Annotated in this window: 13 protein-coding genes and 1 pseudogene; 9 read left to right on the top strand and 5 right to left on the bottom strand. The window is 66.4% G+C overall.

The features are described from left to right. Window positions 1-29: 29 nt before the first annotated feature. Entirely contained in the window at window positions 30-365 is a 336-nt protein-coding gene (locus GGC64_RS00155; RefSeq protein WP_192720449.1) for a DUF1844 domain-containing protein, read from the bottom strand. A gap of 216 nt (window positions 366-581) precedes the next feature. On the opposite strand from GGC64_RS00155, the gene infC reads away from it, so the two are divergent. The 5 genes from infC to GGC64_RS00130 all read left to right on the top strand — a co-directional run bounded on the left by infC (window position 582) and on the right by GGC64_RS00130 (window position 3,040). Next, entirely contained in the window at window positions 582-1,208 is a 627-nt protein-coding gene (gene infC / locus GGC64_RS00150; protein ID WP_192722326.1) for a translation initiation factor IF-3, read from the top strand. Between the two features lie 10 nt (window positions 1,209-1,218). After that, window positions 1,219-1,413 (top strand): 50S ribosomal protein L35, encoded by a 195-nt coding sequence (rpmI, locus tag GGC64_RS00145; protein WP_015306970.1) that lies wholly within the window; start codon window positions 1,219-1,221, stop codon window positions 1,411-1,413. 42 nt (window positions 1,414-1,455) lie between these two features. Next, the gene (gene rplT, locus GGC64_RS00140; protein ID WP_015306971.1) at window positions 1,456-1,845 is read left to right on the top strand and encodes a 50S ribosomal protein L20; all 390 of its coding nucleotides are present in this window, start codon (window positions 1,456-1,458) and stop codon (window positions 1,843-1,845) included. After that, window positions 1,842-2,612: an RNA methyltransferase gene (locus GGC64_RS00135; RefSeq protein ID WP_192722325.1), complete on the top strand. Its 771-nt coding sequence runs from the start codon at window positions 1,842-1,844 to the stop codon at window positions 2,610-2,612. Before rplT ends, GGC64_RS00135 begins: the two co-directional genes overlap by 4 nt. Window positions 2,613-2,713: 101 nt before the next feature. After that, the gene (locus tag GGC64_RS00130) at window positions 2,714-3,040 is read left to right on the top strand and encodes a hypothetical protein (RefSeq protein WP_192720448.1); all 327 of its coding nucleotides are present in this window, start codon (window positions 2,714-2,716) and stop codon (window positions 3,038-3,040) included. On the opposite strand, the gene GGC64_RS00125 is transcribed toward GGC64_RS00130, so the two are convergent. From GGC64_RS00125 to GGC64_RS00120, 3 genes and pseudogenes are all read right to left on the bottom strand, one after another. Then, complete coding sequence (locus tag GGC64_RS00125; protein WP_370582051.1) at window positions 3,037-4,011, bottom strand: acyl-CoA dehydrogenase family protein; 975 nt, start codon at window positions 4,009-4,011, stop codon at window positions 3,037-3,039. The genes GGC64_RS00130 and GGC64_RS00125 overlap by 4 nt on opposite strands. A 13-nt stretch (window positions 4,012-4,024) precedes the next feature. Next, window positions 4,025-4,150: pseudogene (locus GGC64_RS35225) on the bottom strand (hypothetical protein); the annotation flags it as partial. A gap of 129 nt (window positions 4,151-4,279) precedes the next feature. Beyond that, a complete protein-coding gene (locus GGC64_RS00120; RefSeq protein WP_192720446.1) occupies window positions 4,280-5,329 on the bottom strand; it encodes an oxygenase MpaB family protein in 1,050 nt (349 codons plus the stop codon). Between the two features lie 117 nt (window positions 5,330-5,446). Between GGC64_RS00120 and GGC64_RS00115 the strand changes: the two genes are divergently transcribed. From GGC64_RS00115 to pheT, 4 genes are read left to right on the top strand one after another with little or no spacing between them, the layout of a single operon-like run. Next, entirely contained in the window at window positions 5,447-6,319 is an 873-nt protein-coding gene (locus tag GGC64_RS00115) for an adenylate/guanylate cyclase domain-containing protein (RefSeq protein ID WP_192720445.1), read from the top strand. Window positions 6,320-6,328: 9 nt separating this feature from the next. Further along, window positions 6,329-7,135: a rhomboid-like protein gene (locus GGC64_RS00110; RefSeq protein ID WP_192722324.1), complete on the top strand. Its 807-nt coding sequence runs from the start codon at window positions 6,329-6,331 to the stop codon at window positions 7,133-7,135. Then, a complete protein-coding gene (gene pheS / locus GGC64_RS00105; protein WP_192720444.1) occupies window positions 7,128-8,171 on the top strand; it encodes a phenylalanine--tRNA ligase subunit alpha in 1,044 nt (347 codons plus the stop codon). The genes GGC64_RS00110 and pheS overlap by 8 nt, the downstream gene beginning before the upstream one ends. Continuing rightward, complete coding sequence (gene pheT, locus GGC64_RS00100) at window positions 8,171-10,669, top strand: phenylalanine--tRNA ligase subunit beta (RefSeq protein WP_192720443.1); 2,499 nt, start codon at window positions 8,171-8,173, stop codon at window positions 10,667-10,669. The genes pheS and pheT overlap by 1 nt, the downstream gene beginning before the upstream one ends. Before the next feature lies 1 nt (window position 10,670). Here pheT and GGC64_RS35220 read toward each other — a convergent pair whose 3' ends face one another. Then, a complete protein-coding gene (locus GGC64_RS35220) occupies window positions 10,671-11,876 on the bottom strand; it encodes a cytochrome P450 (protein WP_192720442.1) in 1,206 nt (401 codons plus the stop codon). Between the last annotated feature and the right edge of the window lie 75 nt (window positions 11,877-11,951).

Below are 11,951 nucleotides of genomic sequence, written 5' to 3'. Positions count from 1 at the left end.
AACTCAGAAAATGTTGTGACTGCGTCCGGCTACCAGACCGGGCCCGTGTACTTCTCGCCCGGACCTTGCCCGGGTTCGTCTGGCGCGGCACTGGATTCCCGGAACGCCAACTGCAGAGTCTTCAGCCCGTCACGCACCGGCCCGGCGTGCGGACCGAGGTATTCCGCGGACGCGGTGACCAACCCGGCCAGCGCGGTGATCAGCCGGCGCGCCTCGTCGAGATCGCGCTGCGGACTCTCGTCAGGGTCGTCCGCCGAAAGCCCTAGCTTCTCCGCGGCGGCGCTCATCAGCATGACCGCCGATCGCGTGATGACCTCGACAGCAGGAATTTCGGCCAGCTCACGAATGTTAGGAACGTCGGTCATGCCTGCTAGACTCGCATGCGCGACCGTCCCGGCGTACGCCAGGGACAGCAAGTGGAGTCCCACTCCCACCGCTGACCATACCGGCTCAGCGGTCCGGTCACAGGCATCCGTGCCTGTCCTGGTCGGCTTTGGGCCCTGCTTTGAGCAGGGCTTTTCTGTTCGATTGAGCAGAGTGGCTGATGGCGTGGGCTCCTCGAGGACAACATAGGAGGCCCCATCAGCACTGAGACCCGCGTCAACGAGCGCATTCGAGTCCCTGAAGTCCGCCTGATCGGACCAGGCGGCGAGCAGGTAGGCATTGTGCGCATCGAAGACGCCCTCCGCGTCGCCGCGGATGCCGATCTCGACCTTGTCGAAGTAGCCCCGGATGCCAAACCGCCGGTTTGCAAAATCATGGACTACGGCAAGTTCAAATACGAGACGGCTCAGAAGGCACGCGAGTCTCGCAAGAATCAGCAGCAGACCGTCGTCAAGGAACAGAAGCTGCGACCCAAGATCGACCCACACGACTACGAGACCAAAAAGGGCCACGTGGTCCGCTTCCTGCAAGCGGGGTCGAAGGTCAAGGTGACGATCATGTTCCGCGGACGCGAGCAGTCGAGGCCCGAGCTGGGCTACCGACTGTTGCAGCGGCTGGGCGCCGACGTCGCCGACTACGGCTTCGTCGAGACCTCGGCCAAGCAGGACGGCCGCAACATGACGATGGTGCTGGCTCCGCACCGCGGCGCGAAGACTCGCGCCAAGGCGGCGCACGACGCAGATGCCCCGCCCGCGCAACGCGCAGAGCCGGCCCCGGCCCCCGCGGCGGCACCACCAGAAGCTCCAGACGTAACGCAGAACTGAAAGAGGACACATGCCAAAGGCGAAGACCCACAGCGGCGCTTCCAAGCGGTTCCGGCTGACCGGCACCGGCAAGGTCGTGCGCCAGAAGGCCAACCGTCGGCACCTGCTCGAGCACAAGCCGACCAAGCGCACCCGTCGCCTGGACGGTCGCACCGAGGTGGCGGCCAACGACACCAAGCGCATCAAGAAGTTGCTGAACGGCTAAGTAGCCCAGCCCTGTACGACCCCCGACGATTAGGAATCTCCCATGGCACGCGTCAAGCGCGCAGTGAACGCTCAGAAGAAGCGGCGCACAGTACTCAAGGCATCCAAGGGCTACCGCGGTCAGCGGTCGCGGCTGTATCGCAAAGCCAAAGAGCAGCAGCTGCATTCGTTGACCTACGCCTACCGCGACCGGCGTGCCCGCAAGGGTGAGTTCCGCAAACTGTGGATCTCCCGGATCAACGCGGCGGCCCGCGCCAACGACATCACCTACAACCGGTTGATCCAGGGCCTGAAGGCCGCCGGTGTCGAGGTGGACCGCAAGAACCTCGCCGAGATCGCGGTCAGCGACCCGGCCGCGTTCACCGCGCTGGTCGAGGTCGCCAAGGGCGCGCTGCCCAGTGACGTGAATGCGCCATCCGGCGAGGCCGCCTGACGCTCACCGAGCGCTCCGCACGGGTGGCGGCCGCGGTCAAGCTGAACCGCCACATCGGACGACGCCGCGCCGCACGCTTTCTCGCCGAGGGTCCCAATCTCGTCGAGGCAGCGTTGCGGCGCGGACTCGTTTCTGAGGTATTCGCCACCGAATCCGCGATGAGCAGGTTCGGCGCCATGCTCGCCGACACCCCGGTGCATCTGGTGACGGAGCGTGCCGCAAAAGCGTTGTCCGACACCGTGACTCCGGTCGGATTGGTGGCGGTGTGTTCGGTGCCTGAGACGACGCTGGACGACGTGCTTGCCGATTCGCCGAGGCTGGTGGCTGTCGCGGTGGAGATCTCTGAGCCCGGTAATGCGGGCACGCTGATCCGCATCGCCGACGCGATGGGCGCGGACGCGGTGGTGCTGGCCGGGCACAGCGTCGATCCCTACAACGGCAAGTGCCTACGGGCCTCGGCGGGCAGCATCTTCTCGATCCCCGTGGTCTCCGACGATGATGCCGGTGCCGCCGTCGGTGCGCTGCTCGGCGCGGGCCTGCAGGTGTTGGCCACGACCGTCGACGGCGAGCTCAGCCTCGACGACGCCGACCTTTCGCCGCCTGCGGCATGGTTGTTCGGGCCCGAGGCGCACGGTCTGCCAAGCGAATTGGCGGCAATGGCGACGCATCGGGTGCACATTCCGATGCCGGGCAGTGCGGAGAGCCTCAACGTCGCGTCCGCCGCCTCGATATGCCTGTACCAGAGCGCACGCGCGCACCGACGTTAGGCGCCGAGTGGCCAGTTATGCCACGCAAATCGCCGAAAAGCGACCAACAAGTGGCCACTCGACAGTGCGTTTCTGTCGTACCCGCGTGCCATTGTCTGCCCATGAGCGACTCGCTACAGGTCAGGGGTACCGATCTCCGTTACCTCGTCACCGCGTACCTGTTCGACCATGGCCCGGCCACCGTGGATGAATTGGTCGACGCGCTGGCCTATCACGGCTTCCGCACCGCCGGACGCGCGTCGAAGGCGGTCTCCGAGGCTCTGCGTCGGGAGATCGCCCACGATCGGGTGATACGACCCGAACGTGGCCGATACCTTCCCGGATACATGCCGCGGTCCACCGAGGAACGGATCTACAAGCGCGTTCAGGAATTACATGGCAAAGTCGCTGGCTTGTCGCTGTCTGCCCGCCCGCCGCGTACTGCCTAGCCGCCGCTCAACAGCCCCTTGGCGACGTGCGTGATCTGCACTTCGTTGCTGCCGGCGTAGATCATCAACGACTTCGCATCGCGCGCCAGTTGCTCAACCCGGTACTCGGTCATGTAGCCGTTGCCGCCGAACAGTTGCACCGCGTCCATCGCGACGTCGGTGGCGGCCTGCGAGCAGTACCACTTGATCGCCGACGCCTCAGGCAATGAAATCGACACGCCCGTCTGCGCTGACTCGATGACCCGAAACAGGATGTTGCGCACGTTCATTCGCGCGACTTCCATATTCGCGAGCTTGAGCTGGATCAGCTGGAACTGACCGATCTCTTGGCCCCACAGCGTCCTGCTCTTCGCGTAGTCGACGCACAGCCGCAGACACTCCTCGATGACGCCGAGTGCCATCGCCGCGACCCCGATCCGTTCGGCCGAGAAATTGGACCGCGCACTGGCCCGCCCGTCGCCCGCCGCGTCCTCGGTCTCACCGAGCAGCCGATCCCGACCGAGCCGGACGTTGTTGAAGAACAACTCACCGGTGCGCGAACTGTGAATTCCCATCTTGCGGAAGGGTTTTGACTGGACGAAGCCCTCCATGCCGCGATCGAGGACGAATGTCAACACCTTGCGGTCGCGCTTGGGGACGCCGTCACCCTCGTCGAGTTTCGCGTACACGACCACCACGTCGGCGTCGGGCCCGTTGGTGATGAATGTCTTTTGCCCGTTGAGGATGTAGTCGTCACCGTCGCGCACCACGTAGGACTTCATGCCGCCGAAGGCATCCGAACCGGAGTCGGGTTCGGTGATCGCCCACGCGCCGATCTTGTCGTAGGTGACGAGATCGGGCAGCCAACGCTCCTGCTGCGCCAGCGTGCCGCGGCCCATGATCGTCGGCACCGTCAGGCCCAGCGAGACACCCATGCCGGTGACGATGCCCATCGACACCCGGCACAACTCGCTGACCACGACGAAGCCCATTCCGCCTGAGCCCTCACCGAACATGCCGCCGCCTGAGGACGTCTTGCCCGACGACGCGCCACCCTCGCGCAGTTTTGCGAGCCGCTTGTTCAGCGAGTCGCGCGCCATCTCTGTGATGCCGAACGTCGCGAACAGCTTGCGGATGATGGGGTAGGGCTCCATCTCGCCGCTTTCCAGCGCGTCGACGTGCGGACGAATCTCTTTGTCGACGAACTCGCGCACGGCATCGCGCACAGCAACATCGACATCAGACCATTCGAGCATGCCTTCAGGCTGCCTTACCGCGTCCACGCGCGGGGCGCAGGCCTGCCAACGAGAACGTCGTGTGCACCAGCGACCCGGCTCGATCGAGCAGAGACTTGCGCTGCGGCTGGTAGTGCATGGGCAGACCGTGCCGGTCGCGTGGCGGGGCCATGAACGCGGGCGCCTCGACCAGCGGCGCGTCGGCGGGCAGTCGGCCCTCCGCGCGCCGGTAGGCCGCCAACGCCCGCGGATGTAACCGGATCTCGTCCGGAACGGCGACGAACGCCAGCTCGACGAGCTTGCCGAACAGCCTCAGCAGCACCTCGTCACCGGGTGTCCAGCGCATGCCTGCCTTCTCCCGCACCGCTTCGTCGAACAATCCGGCGGCGATCCAGCGCTGCGCGCCGACCATCGGGCGCAGCAGTTGGTCCCACACCGGGGTCGGCATCAGCACGAACCACGGCTTGGGGATGCGGATCGTGAAGATGTCGAGGGTGGCCTTGTTGATCTCGAGCTCCTCGCTGCACTTGCGTTCCCAGTACTCCTGGAATTCCTCCCACGACGTGGGCACCGGCCGCATGCTCATGCCGTACATCCGGTACCACTGCACATGCTCGTCGAACAACTGACGCTTCTCGGCCTCGGTCAGTCCGCCGCAGAAATACTCGGCGGTCTTGATGATGAGCATGAAGAACGTGGCGTGCGCCCAGTAGAAGGTCTCTGGGTTCAGCGCGTGATAGCGACGACCTTCGGCGTCGATGCCCTTGATCGTCTTGTGATAGCTCTTGATCTGCTCGCCGGTCTGGGGAGCGCGCTCGCCGTCATAGACGACGCCCATGATCGGGTACACCGAGCGGGCGACCCGCTGCAGCGGCTCGCGCAGCAGGATCGAATGATCTTCGACGCCGGCGCCCAGTTCGGGATACATGTTCTGGATCGCGCCGATCCACACGCCGAGCATGCCGGTGCGCAGATCGCCGAAGTACTTCCACGTCAGCGAGTCGGGGCCGAGAGGGTTGCCGTCGTTTGCGGTCGTCGTCGAGCGCACAGTCCAACGATAATGTTGACAACACACGTTGTCTACGATTTGACGGCGCGTGGCGGCACAGCGTTACTCACCCTCCATCGCCGCGCCACACGCCTGTGACCAGGATGTTTAGCCATCGAATCTGCCTCCATTAGGCTGACGGCTGTGGATGATGTCGAGTCGATCGACGAGCGACCCGTCCCACAATCATCCGGCCCGAGGGGTTGGCTGAAGGGCACCAATCACAACCCGGCTGTCATCGCGTTCCTGCGCCGGGCGCGACGGGCATTGCCCGGTGATCCCGATTTCGGAGATCCGCTGTCAGCCGACGGTGTTGGGGGCCCGCGTGCGGCGGCGCGGGCCGCTGATCGTCTCCTGGAGCGGGAGGCCGCCTCGCGCGAAGTCAGCCTTGGCGCATTGCAGGTGTGGCAGGCGCTGACGGAGCGGGTGTCGGGAAAGCCGGCGAATCGTGAGGTGACGCTGGTCTTTACGGACCTGGTGGGCTTTTCGTCGTGGTCGTTGAGTGCCGGCGACGAGGCGACGCTGAAGTTGTTGCGCCGGGTTTCTCAGGTGGTCGAACCACCGTTGCTCGAGTCGCGCGGCCAGATCGTCAAGCGGATGGGCGACGGCATCATGGCGGTGTTCGCCGAGCCCATCACCGCCGTGCGGGCCGCGATCGCCGCTCGCGAGGCGGTGAAAACTGTTGAGGTGGAAGGTTATACGCCGCGGATGCGAGTTGGCGTCCACACCGGCCGCCCGCAGCGGATCGGTTCGGACTGGCTCGGGGTGGACGTCAACATCGCCGCGCGGGTGATGGAGCGAGCCACCAAGGGCGAACTGGTCGTGTCAGGGGCGACGCTTGAGCGAATTCCGGACGAGGACTTCGCCACTCTGGGCGTGACGGCGAAACGGCTTCGCAGGCAAGTCTTTACGGCCAAACAGGACGGCGTCCCCGCCGACCTCGCCATGTACCGCTTGAGAACTCGCAGGCAGTTGCCAGGTGCTGAACAAGACGAGGATGACGCCGCCGGCGCATAGTTGGTGAAGATGTTGCTCCGACTGCTCGCCCAGCTGGCCCGGGTCCGCGCAACCGCGGCGTATGCGGTCGTCGTGACCTGTGTCACGGTTGCCCTGTACGGCCTCGGTCCGCAGGTGCAGGACTGGGTGGTCCGTCATGTCAGCACCAACCTGCACAACCTCAGCCATGGGCATTTGAGCACGCTGCTCTACAGCGCGTTCGTCATCGATGCCGGACCGATCTACGTCTGGCTGCCCGGGCTGGTCTGCCTGCTAGCTGTCGCGGAGTTGATGTGGGGCAGCGGCCGATTGGTCGTGGCGTTCGTAGTGGGGCACCTCGGTGCCACGCTGCTGGTCGCCGCGGGCCTGACCGCAGCGGTGAAGCTGGCGTTGCTACCGGTGTCGGTCAGTCGCGCGACGGACGTCGGCATGAGCTACGGGGCCGTGGCGGTGCTGGGCTCGCTGACCACCGCGCTCCCTCGGCGCTGGCGCCCGGCGTGGATCGGCTGGTTCGTCGCGGTCGGGGTCGCGATGGTGGCCGTCGGCCGTGACTTCACCGACGTCGGACATGCGGTGGCACTTGCCTTGGGCATGCTGCTGTCGGCACGCTTCGGCCGCCCGCACGACTGGACGCGGGTGCGGTTCGCGCTGCTTCGGGTTGCGGCGGCGTTCGGCTTCCTGGTCCTGGGCAGCACCGACCTGCTGATGGCCACCGCGGCAGGCCTGGCCGGAGCGGTGATGGCTGAGGCGCTCACGCGACGCCGCAAGGCCCGGGCACCGGCACGTAATGCGTGCGAGGCCACAACAGGCGATCGCGTACGATCGCCGGGTGGCTGATCAGGCAGGAGACCTGTCCGAAGAGTCGCTGACCAAAGCCGTCAGCGCGGCCCAGCATGCGTTCGATCTGGCCGCCGATTTGGATGAGCTCGCGCGCGCAAAGACCGAGCACCTCGGCGATCGCTCACCGATCGCGCTGGCGCGCCAGGCTCTTGGGTCACTGCCCAAGGGCGATCGCGCCGACGCAGGCAAGCGGGTCAACGTAGCGCGTACCGAGGCGCAGCGCGCCTACGACGATCGTCTTGCCGCGCTGCGGGCCGAGCGCGACGCCGCTGTCCTGGTCGCCGAGCGCATCGACGTCACGCTGCCGTCCACCCGCCAGCCGATCGGCGCCAGGCACCCGATCACCATCCTCGCCGAGCACATCGCCGACACGTTCGTCGCAATGGGCTGGGAGCTGGCCGAGGGCCCCGAGGTCGAGACCGAGCAGTTCAACTTCGACGCGCTCAATTTCCCGCCCGATCACCCGGCGCGCAGCGAGCAGGACACCTTCTATGTCGCTCCAGACGGTTCGCGCCAGGTGTTGCGCACGCACACCTCGCCGGTGCAGATCCGGGCGCTGCTGGAGCGTGACCTGCCGGTGTACATCATCTCGATCGGCCGCACGTTTCGCACCGACGAGCTCGACGCCACCCACACCCCGGTCTTCCATCAGGTCGAGGGGCTGGCAGTGGACAAAGGGCTGACGATGGCGCACCTGCGTGGCACGCTCGACGCGTTCGCCCGCTCGGAGTTCGGGCCCGAGGGCCGCACCCGGTTCCGCCCGCACTTCTTCCCGTTCACCGAACCGTCCGCCGAGGTGGACATTTGGTTCCCCAACAAGAAGGGCGGCCCTGGCTGGGTGGAATGGGGCGGTTGCGGCATGGTCAATCCAAATGTGTTGCGCGCCTGCGGCATTGACCCTTCCGTGTATTCCGGCTTCGCGTTCGGCATGGGATTGGAGCGCACCCTGCAGTTCCGCAACGGCATTCCCGACATGCGTGACATGGTCGAGGGCGACGTGCGCTTCTCGCTGCCGTTCGGGGTAGGGGCCTGATGCGGCTGCCGTACAGCTGGCTGCGCGACGTCGTGCAGGCCGGGGCTCCCGGGTGGGACGTGTCACCAGATGAGCTCGAGCACACCCTGATCCGGATCGGCCACGAGGTCGAGGAGATCATTCCCGTCGGGCCCGTCACTGGCCCGCTGACGGTGGGCCGCGTCACCGAGTTCGAGGAACTCACCGAGTTCAAGAAGCCGATCCGAGCGGTCAAGGTCGACGTCGGCGAGACCGAACCTCGCGACATCGTCTGCGGTGCAACCAACTTCGCAGTCGGCGATCTGGTGGTCGTGGCACTGCCCGGAACGGTGCTGCCCGGTGACTTCACCATCGCGACTCGAAAGACGTACGGCCGCACCTCGGACGGCATGATCTGCTCGACGTCCGAACTCAATTTGGGCACCGACCATTCCGGCATTCTGGTGCTGCCTGGGGGCACGGCGGAACCCGGCACGTGCGCCGCTGACGTGCTCGGACTCGACGACGTCGTGTTCCACCTGGCCATCACGCCGGACCGCGGCTACTGCCTGTCGGTGCGCGGTATGGCCCGTGAGATCGCCTGCGCCTACGACCTCGACTACGTCGACCCCGCCGATGTGCCGCCACTGCCGGCCGATGGCGACGCCCTGCCCGTCACGATTCAACCCGGCACCGGTGTACTGCGGTTCGGGCTGCGGCCGGTGACGGGTATCGACCCGAAAGCGGTGTCGCCGTGGTGGATGCAGCGGCGACTGCTGCTGTCCGGGATCCGCGCCATCTCACCCGCTGTCGACGTGACGAATTATGTGATGCTCGAACTCGGTCACCCGATGCATGCCCACGACCGCAGCCTGATCACGGGCGGCTTCAAGGTGCGTTTCGCGGAGCCGGGGGAGACGGTCGTCACGCTCGACGACGTCGAGCGCAAGCTCGACCCCCGCGATGTTTTGATCGTCGACGACGTCGCGACCGCGGCCATCGGCGGCATCATGGGCGCGGGCACCACCGAGGTGCGTGACACCACCACCGACCTGATGCTGGAGGCAGCGGTGTGGGATCCCGCCGCGGTGTCGCGGACCCAACGGCGGCTGCACCTGACCAGCGAGTCGGGCCGTCGTTACGAGCGCACTGTGGATCCTGCCGTGTCCATCGCGGCCCTGGACCGGGCCGCCACGCTGCTGGCCGATATCGCAGGCGGCACAATCGAACCCACGCTAACTGACTGGCGTGGTGATCCACCGCGGGACAACTGGTCCCCGGCGCCGGTGAGCATGCCGGCCGACCTGCCCGCCCGCACCGCAGGCGTCGACTACGCCGAGGGCACCACGCAGCGCAGGTTGACACAGATCGGCGCCGACGTCGCGACCGACGGCGACCTGGTGACGGCAACCCCACCGAGTTGGCGGCCCGACCTGCGCGAGCCGGCAGACCTCGTCGAAGAGGTGCTGCGGCTGGAAGGCCTTGAGATCATCCCGTCCGTGCTGCCGCAGGCCCCGGCGGGACGCGGTCTCACGCCCGTGCAGAAGCGCCGCCGCGCGATCGGAAAGTCGTTGGCGCTCAACGGCTATGTCGAGATACTGCCGACGCCGTTCTTGCCGGCGGGCGTTTTCGATCAGTGGGGATTGCAGGCCGAGGATCCGCGACGCAACACCACCAAGGTGCTCAATCCGCTCGAATCCGACCGTCCCGAACTGGCGACCACGCTGCTGCCGGGGCTGCTGGAAGCCTTGGTGCGCAACGTATCCCGAGGTGCCGTCGACGTTGCGCTTTACGCGATTCAGCAAGTCGTCGAGCCCACGTCGGAAATCCGCGCCGTCGAACGCATTCCGAACAATCGCAGGCCCACCGACGACGAGGTCGCCACGCTCGATGCCTCGCTGCCGCACCAACCCCAGCACGTCGGCATTGTGCTTGCGGGCCAGCGTGAACCGGCGGGTCCATGGGGACCCGGCCGGCCTGTCGACGCGTCCGACGCGTTCGAGGCGGTGCGTGTAATCGGCCGTGCCGCAGGCGTCGAGGTGACGCTGCGAGGTACGCAATATCTGCCATGGCACCCGGGCCGGTGCGCCGAGGTAGTCATCGGTGATGGCCAGGACGCGTTGGTCGTCGGATACGCCGGACAGTTGCATCCGGCGGTCGTGGAACGTGCGGGCCTGCCGAAGGGGACCTGCGCGGTGGAGTTGAACCTCGACTCGATCCCGCTGTCTGATCGGCTGCCCGCCCCGCGGGTTTCGCCGTTCCCCGCTGTCTTCCAGGACGTCAGCCTGATCGTCGCTGAGGATGTCGCCGCGCAGAATGTCGTCGAGGCCGTGCGCGATGGCGCAGGCGAATTGCTCGAGGATGTTCGGCTGTTCGACGTCTACACCGGCCCGCAGATCGGAGATGGCCGCAAGTCACTGACGCTTGCGCTGAGATTCCGTGCCGCCGATCGGACGTTGACAGAGGACGAGGCGAGCGCCGCCCGCGAGGCCGCCGTAAGGGCCGCCGCAGACCGCGTCGGCGCCGTCCAACGCGCCTAGGTCATCGCGCCTCGGCGCCGACCATCAGCCGGGCGGGGCTGCGGCCAAGCACCTGGCGCCACGGAATTTCGGCGACATCCTCCGACAGGTGCAAGGGGGGATCGGCGGCGAGCACGGCACGCACCGCCTCCTCGACAGCGATCTTGGCCAACGCGGTGCCCAGGCAATAGTGAGTGCCTGCACCGAAATTGAGCAGCTTGGCGGTATCCGGTCTGGTGAATCGGTCGGGGTCGAAACGGTCTGGCTCGGGCCAGGCGGATGCATCGCGACATGCCGACGCGATACACAGAAACACCATCGACCCGACCGGAATCGTGTTGCCGTGTAGGTCAATCGGCGCCACGGCGGTGCGGGGGATTGCTGGGATACTCGGTTCCATCCGCATGGTCTCGCTGACAGCACTGGTGAATCGGGCCGCGTCGTCGAGAACTCCTGTCAAGTGGTCGCGGTGTTGCAGCGCGACCAGGATGCTGCACGGGATCTGACTGCCGGCCGTATCATGCCCGGCGACAAGCAGATTGGTGATCATCGTCACCGTTTCGGCGTGGGTCAGGCGCTCCCCGTCCGACTCGGCAGCGAGCAGTGAGGTGATCAGATCGTCGCCGGGGCCCTTGGCGCGTCGGCGGGTCAATTCATCAACGTAGTCCTGCATCTCAACGATTGCGGTGGTCGCATCGGCGATCTGTTCGGGCGTCATGACGAAGAACACGGGGCTCAGCGCTTCGGCCCACTTGGTGAACACCGCGTCGTCGCCGTCCGGCACTCCGAGCAGTCGACAGATCATCCGGGTGCCCAGTGACGAGGTGGTGAGCAGGTCGCCCGTCTCTTGGGCCGCGGCGACGGCGTCGTGCGCCATCTGGGCAGCGCTCCCGCGAAGTGCCGCGACAGAGCGGGGCGTGAACGCGCGCGACACGAGCGATCGGATGCGGCGGTGATAGTCACCTTCGGTGGTGAACATGACTTTGGCGTACCAGTCGCGCAGGGGGCCGTCGGCGATCCCCATCATGTCGAACAAGATCAGCCCGATGCCCTCGAGTCGCGGATCGTGGGCCAACGTCTCGACGTCGTGCTGGCGCAAGACAATCGTGGCGCCGGTGGCGATGTCGGTGGCCAGCGGCCCTTGCTCCGCTGCATCTCGCAGCATGCCGTGCAGATTGGCCGCAAACGACCCGGTCAGGTCGACAGGTGTGAGTACGGACGAAGTCACGATTTCCCCCCGGAAGTTGCCGTCACGCACAGTATGAGGGCCCCACGTCGTCCCAAACGGCCGAACGCGGGCCCT

Origin of the sequence: Mycobacterium sp. OAS707, from assembly GCF_014873705.1 — a bacterium.
GTDB lineage: Bacteria > Actinomycetota > Actinomycetes > Mycobacteriales > Mycobacteriaceae > Mycobacterium.
The sequence above is the reverse complement of the archived record's forward strand: the minus strand, read 5'-3'. Positions and strand labels throughout refer to the sequence as shown.